This is a genomic window from Collinsella sp. AM29-10AC (genome assembly GCF_003469085.1).
Classification (GTDB): Bacteria; Actinomycetota; Coriobacteriia; order Coriobacteriales; family Coriobacteriaceae; genus Collinsella.
In genome coordinates this window covers 26,809-45,394 of sequence record NZ_QSKB01000025.1, presented here as the reverse complement: position 1 = coordinate 45,394, position 18,586 = coordinate 26,809, and the positions used below count along the sequence as shown (strand labels likewise).

Here is an 18,586-nt window from a genome sequence, read left to right as displayed (position 1 = left end):
TAGCGGGTGGTTTAAAGCTGGCCGCTGCGCGGCCAGCAGACTAAAGTCTTGAACTAGAAAGGGGGCGGCAACCGGGTGGTTGCCGCCCCCTTTGCGAAGCTAGTTGGCTTCGGAACTAGTGATCGATGCCGTTGAGGTTCACCCTCGTGAGCGTGTAGGTCACATAGTCGGGCGATTGAGGCGTTGCACTCGCCGTGCTGCCCGTGACTAGGCTCGCCGTCATCACCAGACGATAGTTCGCGTAGAACTGATCACGCTGTTCAGCCTGCGTGTTGACCTTAACGGTAAAGGGCAGGTTAAACGTGGTGTCGCCGTTCTGTGTTCGGAACTTGCCGTTCTCCTTCGAGTCAGTGAAGGTGATCGTGCTACCGGAGGGAGCGACCGCGGCAAGCTTACTCTCCGTCACTGTTACGTAGTTGGAGATATCATCCGTTACGCTCTCATACGTGCCGTCGGTTCCGCGGCGCTGAAGCGCGAGCGTGTACACAACAGAGTCTGCGTTCGCAATTGCCTCGGCGGCGTTGCTGAGTCCACCCAGTTCATACGTGGCACCCAGACCAATCGTGCCATTCGCGATCGGACGCAGGTCGTCCACGTTAATGCCAAGCTGCGACTTCTCAGGCGCCGATAGCGTAATGGTCGTATCACCCGTGTCCATGCGATAGTATCCAACGTTGCCGCGCTTCGTCATCGCCAGGCTCGAGGTGGCAAGACCAGAATCGCGCGTCGAAAGCTTGGCGGTATAGGACATCTTGGTACAGGCGTCCTCGCCAGACTGCTTGGACAGGGAGATAACCTTGTTGCAGCCGTCCGGCGTAAGGCGAATCTCTTCCACTACCGTACGCACGGTAAAGGATCCGCCCGCTGCACGCTTGCGGATTCCGGCAAGGTCATGGTCGAGCGTGAGCCTCAGTGAGTCATCACCCGTATCCGTCACAATCTGTGTAAACGCAGGCGTCGAAGCGTCATACGGCTCCCAATCGCTGCCATTCCACCTGTAGTTCTGATTGCCGATGGCAACATAGAACTTCGCAATCGCCGAAGTTCCGCTCGGGAAACTGCTTACTCCCATTAGGTTGTTGTTGGCGCCATAGCGACACAGCGATGTATCGAGCTGATAGAACAGATGGTCGCTCTCTGTATAGTATTGGCTCGGGCTAAACGTAACCGTATCCATGACATCGAGAGAAAGAACGTAGGCGGCACCGTCCTCCGACTTCGAAACCGGAATGCACGCCCCATCTTTTTTGTCGACTACATTCTGCTCATAATTGGACAAGATACTGTATGTCGATGCCGTACTGTTTTGAATATCGTCGCTGCCATCGGTGCGTAAAACATGATGCAGATTCCAAGATATGCGGGCACCCGAAGAATTCGAGTCAATAGACGAAGCCGTAAAACCGTTGATATTAGCTTGCGTCACGCCGTCGCCCGACTTGGGCACGTTGACAACTAGGTAGACGCTCTCCGACGCACGCTGCTCCTTGCCGTTATCCTTAGGCACCTCTAGCGTATAGCGACTGTTGCTGGGAACGTCAGCACCCGCAACCTTAAACAGCGTCCACTTGCCATCGAGTTTCGCTTTAGCGGTCGCCTCTGCCTCGTTATCACACACGGTCCATGTGCCGGCGCCATCCTGTGTGGCCGACACATCCAAAATCTCGCTCAGCCATCGCTCCTGATATGGATTGCCCGCAGAATCCTTAAAGCCGTCGTTTCCGCTCAGGGAAACGCTCGTTGCTCCGCCTTCGCCCACCGTATAGTGATACTCTCTGCCACCGGCCCGGCCGTCAACGTTCGCATCGATGAGCGCAAGCTGGCTGCCCTGGGGCAACCTTCCGTCGGCACCATTGAAGAGGATGCTCTTACCGAGCCCCTTCATCGAGCCGCCAGCAGCCATATAGCTGTCCCAGCCAAAGTCGACTTCCTTCCCATTGGCAGAATTGTATGTCCAGGTAAGCAGACCCGTCATCGGCTCGCCAAAGCTCGTAAGCACGTGTGCATCTTTTCCAAGGTTAGCGTAGTCGCTTTCTTTAAACTTAGTGCCGTAATCATACGTTGCAGTGAAATCGATCTCGAGCTTGCGCTTAACGATGATCGGCACCTGAACGTTGTAGCTCTGACCCGCCTCGGTAAAGGTGACGGTCAGGAGCGTAAAGCGACCCTTGCCGTTATCCCAATCGGAGCTTGGGCTAAACGACATGTTGTTCTTGCCGTTGTTCACCACGCGAAGCGTGGGATTGTTCGACGCGTCATCGTCCTTAACGAACACACCGTCCTTGAGTTGGAAAACCTCTGCTTTGGCCGTCACGTGCGGATTGGTGCCATTCTCGTTATTCAATCTGCAGGCATCGGAGAAGCCGCCGTTCGTGACGATGTTTAGATAGCTCTTGACCGTCGTGTTGTCGTTGCCAGAGATCACCAAAACGGAGAAATCCGTTGTGGCTTGGTTGCTGCTTGTATCATTATTCGAATTGAACTTACTGGCCACGGATGAGGCATCGTAGCTCGACTTATTTTGATAGGCGCCGTTGTCATTAATGCCGCCGATATTCGTGTAGGTGTAGCGATCGGCAACACCGGTGCCTGCCTCGCTCTGGACGGTCGCCGCGGTGTCGATGGTGGCGCCGTCGCCAAACAGGTAGCGATCGGTGGTGTCGTTGTCGGAGGCACGCACCGCCAGCGTGCTTACGGGGCTCGTGGTCACGTACGGGCTTGCCGCCGTGGTAGCGGTATCGTCCGCACCGTAGAGCGTGGTGCCCTCGTCGGGCGCGCGCAGCGTGTCCTTATAGTCGCCGAACGCGATGTAGGTCTTCCTGTTTACGGCGGCCGTATTGGTCGTGTAAACCATCGGCGGCAGATCACGCGTGGTCTTGCCGTTGCCGAGCTTTACGTTCACGCCCGCTGCGGAGAGGCTATAGCCGTTTGTGTCAACCTCGCCTAAGAGCACGCCCTGCTTAGAGCCCAATTTGTAGGTATTGCTGTCCATGAGCACGTTTACCAGATGGAACTGGCCGCGTCCGTCGCCCGCAATGCCGCCGTTGGAGGTTCCGCCAAACGTTGTGTTAGATACCTTTGTGTTGGTGACGTTGATGACGTCGGCACCGCTGTTAATCGCGCCAAGTAGACCGCCGCTCCACCTGCCCTTGATCGTGGCGCACTCAATCGCGATATTGTTGCAGGCTATGTTCACATTGCTGAAGTAGTAGCCGATAAGTCCGCCCGAGCATTGGTCGGTGCCGGCAATGTTGATATTCTCGACGCTACAGTCCTCAAACCAGTACGTGTTGGGGCTGCCACTGCTCGTGACCTCGCCAATCAAGCCGCCCGCATTACGGATGCTATTGTTCGTTCCGGTGGCATCGCCGATGATGGCGCTCTTGGCATCGCCTCCGGCATCAATGCGCACGTTGCTTATAGAAATAACGCCTCTATAGGCGCTTCCGACCACACCGCCGGCGCCCATGTACTTATCGGTGTTCGACCCGGTGGCGAGTACATTTACCCCAGAGATGACTGCCGTGCTCGATGCGACGGCTTCCGTGATGCCAATTTTGGTGTTCACCGATACGTTACTGGAGGTATAACCGAACACGCCGCCCACGTAGGGTGTTGTTCCCGTGGCGGTTATGGTCGAGTTTTTGCCAATAGTCTTCTCGTATACCCCCGTGGCCGCGGTTGTCCACACGCTGCACGGCGAGGCGATCGCACCCACATAGCCGCCAACGTACTTCTCGCCCGTGACGCTAAGGCCAGTGTATGAGCAGTCATAGAGATTCGCGGGCGCCTGCGTGCCGGAGCCGAAATTGACCATATAGGTCACGTCGTTATCCGTCCTTCGGCTGGTACGGCCCGAGCTGCCAAGAAGCCCTCCTACGCTCTTTGCGCCCAACACGGTGCAGTTCTTCATCTGTACGTTGCGGTAGACGCCACGCGTGTTGCCGTCGTAGTTGGCCGTTGCGCCCGCCAATAGGCCGGTGCCGATGAGGTCGTTCGATGCCGGTCCCGAGGCAATGCTACCGTTGGCGTCTTTGTACGTGAGCGATACGTTGCAGTTACTAAAGGTAAGGTCTTTGACCTGAGCGCCGTCATTCGCGGTGACGCTCTGCCCCACATTGGTTGAGGTGAACATCACGGTGCTGAATAGGCCGCCCACGCCCGAGACCTTATAGTCGTCATCGGCATATTCGACGACGCCGTAAGTGGCATCTTTGGCGCCTACCGTGATGGTGGCCCCGTTGCCGTCGATCGTTGCCACGTGCGGCGTGATGCGGTCGCGATCGGTGGACGCCTCGTTCGAGCTGCAAGCATTGGAATAGTAACGGCCGCTAAGGCCCACGTATCCCGTGCCGTAGCCGGTCATATCGTAGGTGGCATTTTCCTTGAACTCCAGGCTCATGCCGATAGATTTCGACGCGCACACGTAGCCCGTTTGGTAGTCGGCAGCGTAGGACGCCACCAGGTAGGGCGAATTTACATCGTCATCATGGTCGAGCGGGCCGTGCCACCCCTGTTTGCCCGGGGCCTTCTGGTCATCGTTTTTGGCGGTTTCGAAATCGCCGGCAGCGCTCGCAGGCTTGCCCACGCAGTCGTAGCTGGCATTTCGCACCTTACCATATTCCTTGTTGCCAAACAGGTAGCCGTTTATCGCCGGGTCCTGCTTATCGCTGCCCCAGTACGCCTTGGAGCCGCGGAACACGCCATAATTAGCGTAGTCGGTATGTGCCGCTCCAGCACCCGCACCCGAGCTAATGATGGCCGAGAGCACCAAAAGGCCCTGGGCGTTTTCCACCGTGGTCACGGGTGCCTCGGCATCAGTGCCGATATACTTGTTGTCGGTGCCCGTGGTAGTGACGCAGGCGGTTCCCTTGTTTGTGAGCTCGTTGATCTTGTAGCTAGCGTTACCGTTTTCGACTTTGCAGCCCTCGCTAAAGGCATAGCCATCAATCACACGGCCAACGTAGGGATTGTCGTACTGCCGGAAGTTGCCCGTTCCAAGCCCCTGAGACTTGTCGCTGGTTCCAGCGCGCCAAGACGTCCCTGACATATTGCGGAAGATCACACCGCCGCCCGCAATGGCACCAACGTAACCGCCGACGGGAACAAGATGTGACTTAGTTCCGCCACCAGTAACCGTAAAGCCAGTTGTGGGGTTATCGGCCGTCGCCCCATTTACGACCACGCCATCGATAGTGTTATCGCCACCAAGGATGCAGCCGATAACGCCACCAAAGAACGCCGTTGGGGCACCGTCGGCGTCCTTGGCAGAATAAGTAATCGCCGCCGACTCGTTCACATAATTGATGTTGAGGTTGCGTACCACGCTGCCATAGCTATAGGGAACCAGGCCGCGAAGCTCGCCCTTGTTGTTTTCAATCTCAATTGTTGCAGTCGAGGCGCCCAGATCGCCAACGATAACACCGCGGAACGGATTGGCCTTGTTGCCAAACCCGCCAAACGATGCCGCATCGACGGTAATCTTACTATCTTTGTCAGGCTCTATGCTGTAATACGCACTCTGTATATAGCGGCGCACGGTTTCGTCGCTCAGCGTCTGCTCGGGATCGGTCTTATCGCCGATCTTCCTCTCCCATTTTTTATCAGTACCGTTTGCCTGCTTATAGACGTACGTAACCTCATTGTTGGTCGATTGGTCGCTGCGGCGAGTGCAAAGCGCACTCTGGTCAGCGGCAATGGTGACTTCCCAGCCATCCAATGCCACGCTATTGTTGATGTAGTTGGCGATGGCGTTCATCTCCGTCGCGTCCTTAACGGTATACGGATCGCCATATGTACCACATCCCGTTATCAGCTTTGGAATACGCTGGTTGACTTTTATTTCGTGGTACTGGACATTGCTCTCGGTGGCCTTCCCCTTATAAACATAAGGAAGATAGTCACCGAACACCGGGGCATCGACATTCGCCGTCTTATCCCCAGCCTTCACCAAGCCGTTAGGGGTGCCATACGTCGCTTCATCGTAATACCAAAGCTGCTTGCCGGAGTACTCCGTGCCTTTCCTATCAATTTCGGATCCGTAGGTCACCTTGTCATTTTGAGCGGCATCTGCTGTAAAGGTATAGTCCGCCGAGCCCGTGCCGCCGGTCGCGTAGCCAAAGCTCTCCAGCAGGCTCGCGTGGGTAAAAATCGAATTGTCCGTTTGGCTGGGCAAGCTTATTTTCTCAAACTTCGCTATGACCTGATTGGCCTTATCTCCCACGCCGAGCTCGCCAAACAAGCTTGTAGCTGCAATCTTTTTTTTCGTACCGTTATTGTACGAATCGGTTACCGAGATATTCTTCGCATCAAGGTTTACAAGGGTCTGCATCTGGTTGATTAGCAGTGGAGCGTATTGGGTGGCGTTCGTCACACCATCGACCGCAAGACCATCGAGCACTAAACCGTTTATCGTGATTTGTGCCACATTGGTTTTTTTGACGGGTCCGTAGATATAGCGACACACAAGCGCGCCAGACGAGCTTCCCCAATCGCTCACAACAGAGCCCACGGTACCAGCAAGCGTGACATTCTCAACCTTAAGATCGCCCGTGTGAGTTCGGATGAGAGCGCAGTGCATATTCTCGTGCTGCGTGGCTTCGTTATTCTTTTTATTGCCTTCTTGCTCAGCTTTAATATCGGAATAATGGAACGTAATGGTTGCGTTTTTTACCGTTACCGTGGAATTACTGGTGGGGTTGGTGGGGTAGAAGCTGTATCCCTCTAGGTTGATAGCCACGCCCTCGGAACCGTTCGTACCAATATTGTTTCCTTTGAAAATCTCACGATTTCCCGGAATGATATAGCCCTGAATTGCAGGCGGGGCATACAGGCATGCACACCAAAGCAACAAGTACTCCGGGCGGTCCATCCAGCTGCTCGCACTACTATTTTTTGAGTTGCTGCCTACTACCGTATACGCCTTGTCAAGATTGTAGTAATACCTCGTCCAAGCGTTGGTTTTGCGTGAGTTGCCGAAATCCGTTCGATTGTGATAGCTGTTATCGCTTCCCGGATTTCCGCTCATGTCGAGCTTGCCATTATTAACGTCGTCTTTGGTGTGAAGTGAAACGACAGTGTTCCATTCGGCATCGATTAGCTTGCTGCCTGGCTTCCTGCCGTCGCCAACCCATTCATCAAACTTCTTTATGGACTTAGCTTCCGCAACATGAATGCCTTCGACCCTATAGGCAGTACCCCAATAAGCCTTATCTTCTAGATATAATCCCGCATACGGCTCGGAACCGTATATTCCGTCGGCTACCCTGCTGCCACGGCCGACGAGCAAGCCCAACATCTCGGCGTTGCTCGCGTTAATGGTTGCACCCGAAAGGTCGATGGCATAGTCGTTGATGACCCAGTGGCCACTAGCGGCGTATACAAGACCGCCGAGCTCCTTGGAATTCTCCGCAGTTATTGAGGCCTTGGTTGTTCTCAGAGCATAGGAGTTTACATCCTTGTTAACGCTGTTATCTCCGATAGTTACGACCGCGTTGCCCCAGCTATAACCCAAGAGACCGCCCGCGCCATTGAGCTTATCGCCGTTTTTGCCGACGCTCATGGCGAACGAATCGAACACCAACCCTGCGATGTTGACGGTCGCCACATTGGTCTTGTTTGTCACGTTTTCTTGTTTACCCTGTGCGATGCAGCCGATAAGGCCACCAACTTGGGCAATCTTGCCGCTGGCGCAATTGCCGGTTTCGATTTTGCCGCCGGCTTCGAGACCCGTAACATTGAATGTCGAGGCATAATCGCCCACATAGCCGATGGCGCCGCCAATGCGAATATTGCCGTTAAGCGTTTTAGTTGCAGCGATGGTCGCTTGAGCCTTGCTGCTGCCCCCAAACGTAACCGTGGAAGCCGTCGACACGCTGCCCGCAATACCACCAATGTTCACATCGTTAATGTTCACATCGTTAGCGAACGTATCATCGCACGCGATATTCGTTTTGCACGTTGCGCCAGACAGCGTCAGACCGCCCGCAATGGTGCCCGCAAGCGATCCGGCATCAATGGCCGCGCCGTTATCGAACTTCATAGAGCCGGCGATTGTGACGTCGGAGACAGTTGCGCCGTTGATTGCTGCGAACAAGCCCAGGCGGCCGTGGCGATAGATTTTGCCGTTGCCATCACTGGTGGCACTGACCTCGCTATTGCCGCGCATGCCGTAAGGCTCGCCCACCGCCAGACTTATGGTGTGACCGTTGCCGTTGAGCGTGGCGGTAAAGCTGTGGTTGTTCTCGTTAACGCCGGCTTGCTCTTTGGGCTGTCGGTCTTTGGTAAGGCCGGTAAGACCTGTGCCGGAAAGGTTGATGTCTGCAGAGAGCGTGATGTTCGTCGAAGGAATCTGAGCGAAATTGTCATCCGCAACGTCCTCCACGGCGGAGAAGTACCCGCTCGTTTGCCAGGTGATCGCCAGCTTTGCGAAATCGTCGACGCCTGCCAGCACAAAGGCGCCACCAGTTTTTACGAGGTTCGATTTAAAGATACACTGGTGCGAATCGTTGATGGTGATGAGATCATTGCTCAGCCCACTGCCCAGGCGAATGACCTGACCATAGCTGTAGATGTCATCAATCTTGACCTGAGTGGTGGGGCGCTTGTATTGCCATTTTGTGATATCGCCTGCGGTGGCACCGCCGTCGCTTCCGCTACCCGCGGCAAAAATGAGTGAGTTGAAGTTCTCATAGACTAGCTGCGCGGTGTGGTCGTTTTCCGCGAATCTGGCGTCCGACAGATCGGTGACACCGCTGAACTTAACGATGCCGCGCCACGACGATCCGACGACTCCGGCAAAGCCGCCGTTCGAGCCGCCGATGGTGGCGTTGCCGGCGGTTTCGACCTTTAGGCCGCGCACTTCTAGAACGTTTTTTGTGTCCACGACGCCCACGGCACCGCCATACTTGCCACTATTGCTGGCGTAGCCCGATGTTGCACATGTCACCGTTGCGTCATCAATGACCACGGCAGACTCGTTGGGACTCCCGTTGCCTTCGCCAAGGTAGCCTACCAGGCCGCCCGCATAGGTGAGCTTGCCGTTGGAGCCCACGCCAAACGACACCGCGGCGCCATCCTGCACCGTGAACGCACGCAGTGCCTCGCCATCCTTCCTGCCCCACAGCTTGCCCACCAAGCCGCCGTAGTTGCCGCGCACGCTATTGTTGTTGTCCGTTCCGTTTTGCAACGTACTTGTATACGATCCGCCGCTGACGGTCACATCGCCGTTCGAGATGTCGAGCTCGCCGAACAGTCCGCCGGCAGAAGGAGCGACGCTCGTGTTGGATACGCTGAGATCCACGCCCTCGCCAAAGTCGAAGATGTCGCCATTGATGGTGAACTTGCCGGCAAACGAGGCGTCGCCGATAAGGCCACCTGCATACGTGCCGGCCGATGATGACCCAACCGCGCGTGCAGGCTTGATGGTGATGGCATTGCCCGAGGCGTCTTTTCCGCTGTTATCCGTACCCACGGTAAGCGTGAGGTTGGCTGCCTTGCCGATAAAACCGCCGCTGGCGGTGGTGCCCTTGACGGTGAGCGCGTGTAGGTCGAGAGCCTCCGTGACGTTGACCATGGCACCTGCACTCGAGCCAACGAGGCCTACAACGCCACCGGCAAAGCCGCTCGTGGACTGGACGGTGGCGGCGGGAACATTGGTCAGGGTGCCGACGCTCAGGGTCGCACCGTCCTTGACTTCGCCTACGAGCAGCCCAGCGTTGTCAGAGCTCGTTTCGACGGTTCCGCCTGAGGCCAGATCGTTGGGGAACGTGACGGACTCAACCGTCAAGGCCCCGCTTTCGACCGTGTTACCAATCAAGCCAATGTTGCCCGTCGCATTCACCTTGAGAATCTTGTGGGAACCGGTGAAGCTATAGGTAACTTTCGCAGCAAGATAGCCCGTCGTCTCACCCAGGAGGGGTGCCGTCAAGACGGAAGTCGTATCATCCTTCTTATCAACGGGACCCGCGATGTCAACCGACGCGTTAAGCGTCTTACTCTCTTCGCTGTTTTCCGCACCGCTGACCTTCGAAGCGACCATCGGCGCGCTATAGCTAGTCGCGCCCACCCACTTCATCTTGACCATATTGTTTTGGTCGGTCAGCTTGAGGCTATTAAAAACCGTCCGATCAGTCGTGAGCTCGACGGGACTATCAGCGCCATTCAGCGACCTATAGATCCTGCCTTCAAACGGATGCTCATCGCTGCCAAAGCCCTGGAAAGACATGCCGTTATTAGCCGACTCGGTGAGCTTCGCATCGCCCGTGATGATAACCTTGATCTGCGCATCATAGTAAAGCGAAGCGTCGGCGTTAGACAGGGCGGCGAACGCCTCCGACGACTTGACATTGAGGCTTTTGATTCCACTGTTATCTTCTTTGAGCACGATGTTTTCCGCACCATTAGCCTTGAGCAGCTCGACAAGCTTTTTCAAATCCGTGATCGTCGCACCCGCCTGGGCCTCAGCGTCCTCCGAAGTCGCATCATCGGCATCTTGCTCGGCGTCGTCAGCGGCGGCATCGTCAGCGGCATCGTCGCCTTCCGTCTGGTCGCCCGTGGAATCGGAACCCATGGCGCTATCGGTGGTATCGCCTGCTGCAGCGTCATCCTTCGCCGCGTCATCCCCAGCACTGTCGCTGTCGGCACCGGTATCACTCGACCCAGACCCGATCGTGACATCGCCGTTGGTCTCGCCGCCCTCGGCAGTATCCAACGCCTTCGCAGATGCGGCAGCAATCTCGTTCGAGATGTTCTGCCAGCCTGCCGCCACAGCAACCACCGTGGGCGAGCATGCTTGGAGCACCATGACCACCGTCATGAACTCTGCGAGTATGCGCTTTGCCGTTCTCATCGATTCCGTACCTCTTATCCTAAAAACTCCGCTTCCAGAGTTATTGAGTCTCCGTCGTGCCCGTCAGGGTAGTTCCGCTCACGCTAATGCCCAGGTCACCCCAGCCACCGGGCGTTTTGCCGTCCGCTCGGTAAAAGTTGACGACCATCGAACCCGGCTCCATGGTGAACGTAGCCTTGCGAGCTGCAGCATCCACCGTCGCGCCATGGTTGGTCTCGAAGAACGGATCGATCTCCACGTTCTCCCCCCACGTGAGCGTGACGTTTGCCGGTGCGCCCGTAACCGTCACACGGTAGTTGTACGCAGCGTAATCAGCAAACTTGCCAGCCTCATCAACCAGCGCGCCCTCAACCGCAGCGGTTTTGACCTCGGCCTTCTTTGACGGCACGACTTTCGCCGCCAGACAGGTGAGCTCGGTGCCGGGGCTCTCCTTCGAAACAACCATGGCCTTAATCACAAAGTAGGCATGTCCCAACTTGTCCTCAGGAAAGGTCACGGTGTAATCGTTCTTGGTAGGCTGATTCTCCGGAAGCTTGACGTTTCCGGCGGGTTGGGGCGCATAGCTCCACGTGGCACCATCGAGCCCATACCCCTCGACCGTCAAGGTATACGTCACGTTTTTATCGTTGCAGAAGTTGCTGTTGCCCAGCAAGTAGTTGTAGATGCTAAAGGTAAAGTTGCACTGCCCGTTGTTGGGATACACCGTAACGGAGCGCTGGGCACGGGCGAGCTCGTCGGGGCTAGGCGCACTCATATAGCCCGTGAGCAAATCGCTTGCAAATAGGCTCTGCGCAGTGCCCGTTGCGGCGACGGACTTTAGAAATCCGTTGGCGGTGTAGGCGGAATAGGTAAAGTAGCCACCCGTCACGAGCGCCACGGCGCAAATAAGTGCGATTGCCGCCACAACCAGCTTGTTCTTGACTAGGCTCTTGCTTTTTGCCAGCTGCTCGCGCTCGGCATCCTGCTGTTTCTCTTGCTTCTCCATGTGCGCCCCCTCTCCTACTTGCCGCTCGCGTTGCGCGCGATCAGGTAAATCACGTCGGTCTCTTTGGCGCTCTCGTCCCACGAAAGCTTGATGATAAAGTTAAGCGTGTCATTGCCAGTCGAGTTGTCGAGTGTCTTAGCGTTGAGGTCGCCTTTGCCGAATTTCTTGTATCGGTAGAGCGGGCGCGCGTTGCGCTGGACGTTTTGATAGTCCTTGAATGTAGGGTCGCTTGCGCCCTCGCCCGGCACGGCTGCCAGACCGTCGTTCTCCTTGTTGATATATTCGAAGCTCGTCAGCAGGTTCTCTCCGGTTGCTTTCCAGCTATAAGATTTGCCGCCTGCGGTACCGCTCACGTCGGGCGTCTGGAGCGCAGACGTGTTCTCGGCTCTGTACAGCTCAATAGTGAGACCCGTAATGTTGGTCGTATTCGCAAGCTGCAGCTCAAAACCGTCACCGCCCGTCTGCACGCAAAACGGGCGCTTGAGCGTCACCGTGTTGCCGGTCTTGGTATCGCCGTATTCGGGGTTGTAGCTCAGGTCGACCTGCTCTGTTGCCGTAGCGTTGGGGCCCAGCACTTTGAGCTCCGCCGGCTCCTTGATCTTGCCAACGGTGGAGCCGCGATTGGCATCGACGAACCATCCGAGCGTCAATCCCAGCAACACGAGAAGCACGGCCACCAGACCCACGATGGCCAGGGATTCGCGACGGTGGTCGCTCACCCAAGCCTTGATGCGCTCGATGCGGCCAGCCGGACGCGCTTCGCCGTGCGAGCCGAACCCGTTGCCGCCGGGGTTTGCCGCTCCTTCGTTGTGTTTGATATCGCCCTGCTCGCGGGCATTAAGCTGCTCGTCCATTTATTTATCCGCCTCCTTGGCGGTGAAGCGCACGCGAATGTACTTGACGTTCTTGCCGATAATCTCGTCGGCGTTGTTGTAGTAGCTGGCGCAGGTTTCCACATCCGCAGAGGACATGCCGGCTCCGACAGGCGGAACCGCGCTAGGCGCCTGACCTGGCACGCTCGTGCTATCGGCGCGGAAATAGCGCGCGTGGTTATTGTTGATGTCGCCGACGAGGGTTGTGTATCCCCCCTCGTCGCCTGTGTTAGCGAAAAGGTTGCCACCGTAGCCGGCGTTGCCCGTGCGAACATAGCTCTTGAACTGTTCCGGCCAAATCCAGTAGAGGGTTTTGGTGACGGTTTCGGTCGTGCTATTTGAGTCCGCAGCGTAAAAGCTCGACTTTGGGATGGTAAAGCTCTGCGTAATGACGGTGACGCTGGCCCCGTCCTGGGTCACCGTGGTGGTCGTGGGGACCAGCGGATTCGAGTAAAAGCCAGAGGCATCTTTGCCCTGAAAAACCAGGATATGACCGCGCACCAAATCTTTAAGCGAGTTGATGATCTCTTCGTTTTTCGATGCATCCGCAGCAGTGCCGCCCGTGCCCGCAACGCTCGTCTGAACAGAAATTTCCCAGGTCATCTCCACCGTGATATCGTGCAGGTCATTGCAGAGCGGCCTGACGTTGAGCTGGAGCTGGCCGGCCGACCCCGGAGAGAGACCGCCATCGGTGCTCATGTTATTGAGGTTGAAAAGATTGTTCACGGCAAGGCTTGTACTGTCCGACGCGTAGTTGTCCTGAGTGTCGTACTTACCCGCCGTGCCGCCCTGCGTTCCCGAGAGCACAAACCGCGGGCCCTTCGCCGCGATCGTGCTCCCCGTGGCACTCACTCGGTTATTCGCGGCAAACCAGGCCAGGCATGCAAAGATGGCAACGATGGCGGCCAGCACAAACAGACCGCTCACCAGGAAATCCTTCCAGAAATCCTTGAGGGTCCGCACGTGCTCGTCGGCAGCTTGGCGGTACTCGGCCGCCGTCTTGTGCTGCTGGAGCTCGCTATGTCGGTCCATGCCACTCATCGTTTACGTTTGCCCTGCTAGCGGGCGTGCCATCCTTTCCGCTTGGGTGTGCTCAATCCATTGCTCGTAGGCATAGAATTCAGGCAGAATACAACACCATACGATAAGGTAAAAGAATAGCATTGACCTGCGGTTTGCTCCACAGCGCAAGCCTTAATGATGTCTTAAAGATTACAAGCAGCAGCCTGTCCCGCGCGCCAAGGGCTTGGTGCGAGGGGGACAGGCTAGTTTGCGCCAACGTGGTGCAGGGGAAAGGCTCAGGTGTTGCGTTGAAATCGAAAATCGACCCAGGCTCATCGTTGGCTTAAGGCGCGCATTGTCCGCGGAACGGTTCGCACACCCCTTCGAGCTTTGCCTCATCTTAACCTCATTTTGAGGTTAACAGCACCCTATTTTCAGCATTTGCCCAGTTGTTTGCTTGCCTCATCTTAACCTCATCTTAGCCTCATTTGAGGTGAAGATGAGGTTAAGGGTGCGTTTAAGCCAGTCGAGCACCCTTAACACGCCCTCGTTAGCGCCAGCGGCCTCCCCCCCATATGTCAAACCCTTGGTGCAAACAAGCCTGACCCCCTTGCACTGATCCGTAGCACCGGGCAGCGGACACACGGCGTGCTGCCCCTTAACACCCCAACGCGCGCACGGGTATCACGTAGATACCGTCCTCGACCTCGCGGGCGTACTCACCCACCCCCACAATCACGGCCATAAACTCCGGTTCGCGTGTGCGTGAACGGGGATTTCCACAGACCTTCTTGCGAACGCGCTTGAGGCTCTCGACGCCGGCGCTCGCTTTATCTTCACTCACCTTAATCTCAAAGGCGGCCCACCGTCCGTCGGCTAGCTGCACGATAGCATCGCACTCAAGGCCCGAATCGTCGCGATAATAGCGCACGGGCGTGCTATCCAGCAGGTCGAGCGAACGTGCGTAGACCGAAAGGTCGCGTATGACCAAATTCTCAAACACCAGACCAAATGTCTGCCAGTCGGCAAGCAGCGCCTGCAAGGACATACCTAGCAAGGCGCAAGCAAGGCTCGGATCTGCCAGATAGCGCTTGGGCTTGACGGTAAAGCGCCGTTTGTCGCGCGCGGCGGGAACCCAACCGGGGACCTCCTCGAGAATGAACATGCCTTTGAGGGCATCCAGGTACCTACGCACCTTGGTCTCGTCGGCAAACGCTGCGGGTTCCTCCTCGGCACCGAACATATCCATAAGAATCGTTTTATACGTGGTTGCCTGTCCCAGATTGCGCGCGATCGATGCGGAGACTCGACGAGCAATATCGGGGTCGAGACCGACCGCCGGGAAGCTGCTCGAAAATGTGGTGTTGAGATATTCGCGGGCGATGAGCTGGGCGTCAGCCGAAACCATATCGATCGCCTCGGGCCAGCCGCCGCGGCAGGCGGCTTCGACAAGCCCCGGCGTATCGCCATCGCACCGGCAGGGCTCAAAACGATGCTCAAACAAGCCCGCCAGGCTCACCTTGCCGTTGGACTCACCTGTCTCGGCAAACGTCATGGGGTGCATGCGGACGCGGCCGATGCGGCCGGCTCCACTATGCGCGGGCGCCTCCGCCTTTGAGCCAAACGCAGGCGTGGCGGAACCCGTGAGGATATAGGCGCCGCGCGTGCCCCGGGTGCGGTCAACCTCGTGTCTAACGTAGTCCCAAATCTGGGGAACGCGCTGCCACTCATCGATAATATGCGGACGGTCTCCCAGCAACATCATCGCCGGGTCGGCACGCGCGAGGTCGAGATTCTCGTCGACATACGAGACGGACGCCCCGTGCTCGAGCGCGGCCCACGTCTTGCCGCACCACTTGGTGCCCGCAATCTCGACCGCGCCAAAGACGCGAAGGTAGCGTTCGATTTGCGCATCCACGATACGCGGGATGTATCCGTCCCGATGTAGCCTCTCGCCCGCCATGAGCCACCCCCGCAGATTTCCAGTTCCTGCTTTCTGGTTCTTCTATTCCACTGTAGCAAATTCGGATTTTCGGGTGGTTGCGATTCGGATTTTCGTGTTCTAAGGATTCGGATTTTCTGAACCTGCTGGTCAGGGACACTCTATTGGCAAAAAGGCGGGGAGCACCGATACGGCACTCCCCGCCCACTCAATACGCGATAGCTTTCTTGCTTAGAGCTCGTTGGCCGCGTGATACGCCGTGCGAATGGCGCTCGCGATATCGGCGGTGCGCTCGCCCGAGCAGTCGCCCACGCAGGTCACGGGCACTGTCACGCCCTCCAGGTCAAACGCGTTGGCCTTGGAGCCCACGGCCATCACCACGTAATCGCAGGCGATCTTCACCGGCTCCTCGACGCCGTCCTCGGTGGTGCGAACGGCCTCCACGCCCTCGTCGGTAATGGCGGTCAGGCGGGTCTTAACGTACTGCTCCACGTTGTGCTCGGCAAAGTCGTTCATAATCAGCGGCAGAATGGTCTCGGACTCGCCTGCGGCAATCTTGTCGAGCATCTCGACGATCGATACCTCGCAGCCGTGCTGTAGCAGGTACTCGGCAGTCTCGGTGCCCACCAGGCCACCGCCAATGACGGCGACGCGGCCCGTAAGCTCCACCTTGCCGGCCAGCACGTCCCAGCTCGAGACGACCTTCTCCGAATCGGCACCCGGAACGGGGATGACCACGTCGTGCGCGCCCACGGCCACAATCGCGGCGTCGGCGGCGTTGAGGTCCTCAGCGGTAGCGACGTGGTTGAGCTCGACCTTCACACCCAGGCCGGGCAGAATCTTCTCGTAGTACTCGACCGAGCGCATGATCTCGTCCTTGCGCGGAGGCGCGGCCGCCAGCACAATCTGGCCGCCCACGTGATCGCTCGCCTCGTAGACGGTCACGTCGTAGCCGCGCTTGGCCGCCACGCGTGCGGCCTCCAGGCCGGCAATACCAGCGCCTACCACGGCGATCTTCTTGTCGCCCTCGCCCGGCTTAATGGCGATGGTCACCTCGTCACCGTTCTCGGCGTTCAGCACGCACGAGATGTACTTGCGGTTTTGAATCGCGTCGACGCAGCCCTTGTTGCAGTTGAGGCACTCGCGGATGGGCTCGCCCGTGGCGGCCTTCAGCGCAATGTCGGGGTCGCACATGAGCGAGCGGCCGTACGCGATGATGTCGGCCGCGCCGTCTTCCAGAATCTTCTCGCCGGCCTCGACCGAGACAACACGGCCGACGGTTGCCACCGGCACGGAGACCAGGGCCTTGACGCGCTCGGCCACCGGCAGCGTCCAGCTGTAGGGCATGGCGCCCATGGGCGGAATGGTGTCGCCCATGTTGCCGGTGTGGTTTGCCTGCGCGACCTGGATCATATCGATGCCCGCGCCCTCGAGCAGCTTGGCAAACTCACAGGCCTCGTCGGGCTGCAGGCCGCCCTTGCCGCGCGGCGTGCCGTCGGGGTTCTCCATAATCACGGGGAGCTTGTACTCCACCATCAGCTGCGGCGCGGCCTCCTTAATGGCGGCGACGACCTCGAGCGCATAGCGAACGCGGTTCTCGAACGAGCCGCCGTACTCGTCGGTGCGCTGGTTGAGGATGGCCGAGCACAGAGAACCCACCAGACGGTCGCCGTGGACCTCGATGGCGTCGATGCCGGCCTGCTGCGCGCGGGCGGCCGAGGCGGCGATAGCCTCCTTGATCTGGGTGAGCTGCTCCACGGTGGCCTCGTTCACAAAGTGCTGCATGTCGTGGTGCAGTTTGGCGTAGGCCTGCTTGCGGATCTCGTTGGACTCGGCCATCTTGGCGGCAAAGGTCTCCTCGTCGCCGGCGGCCTTGGCCTCCTGCGCGGCCTTGGCGGCGGCCATGGAACCCATGACCATGCGGCCGACACCGGGCACGTCGTACTCGGGATGGAACAGCTGCAGCGCGACCTTGGCACCGTGCTTGTGGACGGCGTCGGCCAGCGCCTTAAACGTGGGGATCTGGGCATCGGTCGCCAGCTTGGGCGTGGGGCTCGCGGTCATAACGGGAGCGACGTCGCCGATGACGATGTAGCTCACGCCGCCACGGGCCAGGCGCTCGTAAAAAGCCAGGCTGCGCTCGCCGATGGAACCGTCGCGCTCCTCGTAGCCGGTGGTCAGCGGCGGGAACATAATGCGGTTCTTGAGCTCAAGGGGGCCAACCGTAATGGGCTGGAGCAGCTTGGATGCAGGTGCGGTCATGGACATTCCTCTCTTGTAGGCGCGGCGGCGATGGTGCCGCGTAGTTGTCTAGAGGATATGGCATGGGAGCACAGTGGCGCAATGGAAATCGGCAGACAGCAGGTAACGGCAGGTGGATGGGGCGGGGCGGCCCGTCGGTTTGTCTCAATCTGTAACAGTTAGGCCCTATTTTGCCGAGCAACTGTTACAGATTGAGACGAACCAATCTAGCCTGCCGAAAGATCTAGATCTGTAACAGTTACTCAGTAAAAACCGTCCCTCGTGTTACAGATTTAGACAAACGAAGACCGTCCTGCCGAAACATCTCAATCTGTAACACCTAGCCGCCCAAATCGGGTCTAGATGTTACAGATCGAGATTTTGTTTGAGAGGCTGAGAATTGGACCGAAAAACACGGTCTCGGAATAACAAAAAAGCTCGCCGGCTAGGCCGACGAGCTGCAAGTTCTTGGTCGCGGGGGCAGGATTTGAACCTACGACCTCCGGGTTATGAGCCCGGCGAGCTACCAGACTGCTCCACCCCGCAATGTCTGGGCGCCTCATGTGCGCAAGAAAGAATATTACGTGGGAGTTCGGTAAACGGCAAGGAAAATTTCGTAGAGCATAATTCCTTCATATTTAAACCTCTCAGCCCCTATCACCGTAAACGAATCGCAGCCGAGCGCCGTCGACGGC

General features: G+C 57.7%; 6 protein-coding genes and 1 tRNA gene. All 7 read right to left on the bottom strand.

Features of this window, described 5'->3' with window-relative positions; translation table 11 throughout:
* Positions 1 to 115 precede the first annotated feature (115 nt).
* The 7 genes from DW754_RS08575 to DW754_RS08545 all read right to left on the bottom strand — a co-directional run bounded on the left by DW754_RS08575 (position 116) and on the right by DW754_RS08545 (position 18,437).
* Positions 116 to 10,849: a hypothetical protein gene (locus DW754_RS08575; RefSeq protein ID WP_118072025.1), complete on the bottom strand. Its 10,734-nt coding sequence runs from the start codon at positions 10,847 to 10,849 to the stop codon at positions 116 to 118.
* A 40-nt stretch (positions 10,850 to 10,889) separates the two neighbouring features.
* A complete protein-coding gene (locus DW754_RS08570) occupies positions 10,890 to 11,834 on the bottom strand; it encodes a hypothetical protein (RefSeq protein ID WP_117759362.1) in 945 nt (314 codons plus the stop codon).
* A 14-nt stretch (positions 11,835 to 11,848) separates the two neighbouring features.
* Positions 11,849 to 12,688 (bottom strand): hypothetical protein, encoded by an 840-nt coding sequence (locus tag DW754_RS08565; RefSeq protein ID WP_117759360.1) that lies wholly within the window; start codon positions 12,686 to 12,688, stop codon positions 11,849 to 11,851.
* Positions 12,689 to 13,738 (bottom strand): hypothetical protein, encoded by a 1,050-nt coding sequence (locus DW754_RS08560; protein ID WP_117759358.1) that lies wholly within the window; start codon positions 13,736 to 13,738, stop codon positions 12,689 to 12,691.
* 628 nt (positions 13,739 to 14,366) lie between these two features.
* Positions 14,367 to 15,671 carry an ATP-binding protein gene (locus DW754_RS08555; protein WP_117759354.1) on the bottom strand — a complete coding sequence of 435 codons (1,305 nt, stop codon included), beginning with the start codon at positions 15,669 to 15,671 and terminating at the stop codon, positions 14,367 to 14,369.
* A 210-nt stretch (positions 15,672 to 15,881) separates the two neighbouring features.
* Positions 15,882 to 17,912: a bilirubin reductase, long form gene (gene bilR, locus DW754_RS08550; RefSeq protein ID WP_233508912.1), complete on the bottom strand. Its 2,031-nt coding sequence runs from the start codon at positions 17,910 to 17,912 to the stop codon at positions 15,882 to 15,884.
* A gap of 448 nt (positions 17,913 to 18,360) precedes the next feature.
* Positions 18,361 to 18,437 (bottom strand) — tRNA-Met (locus DW754_RS08545).
* Between the last annotated feature and the right edge of the window lie 149 nt (positions 18,438 to 18,586).

Bases quoted from the DNA above. Each gene is read 5' to 3' on its own strand.
- DW754_RS08560 (WP_117759358.1), bottom strand. From the start codon at position 13,738: ATGGACCGACATAGCGAGCTCCAGCAGCACAAGACGGCGGCCGAGTAC.
- DW754_RS08565 (WP_117759360.1), bottom strand. From the start codon at position 12,688: ATGGACGAGCAGCTTAATGCCCGCGAGCAGGGCGATATCAAACACAAC.
- DW754_RS08575 (WP_118072025.1), bottom strand. From the start codon at position 10,849: ATGAGAACGGCAAAGCGCATACTCGCAGAGTTCATGACGGTGGTCATG.
- bilR (WP_233508912.1), bottom strand. From the start codon at position 17,912: ATGACCGCACCTGCATCCAAGCTGCTCCAGCCCATTACGGTTGGCCCC.
- DW754_RS08555 (WP_117759354.1), bottom strand. From the start codon at position 15,671: ATGGCGGGCGAGAGGCTACATCGGGACGGATACATCCCGCGTATCGTG.
- DW754_RS08570 (WP_117759362.1), bottom strand. From the start codon at position 11,834: ATGGAGAAGCAAGAGAAACAGCAGGATGCCGAGCGCGAGCAGCTGGCA.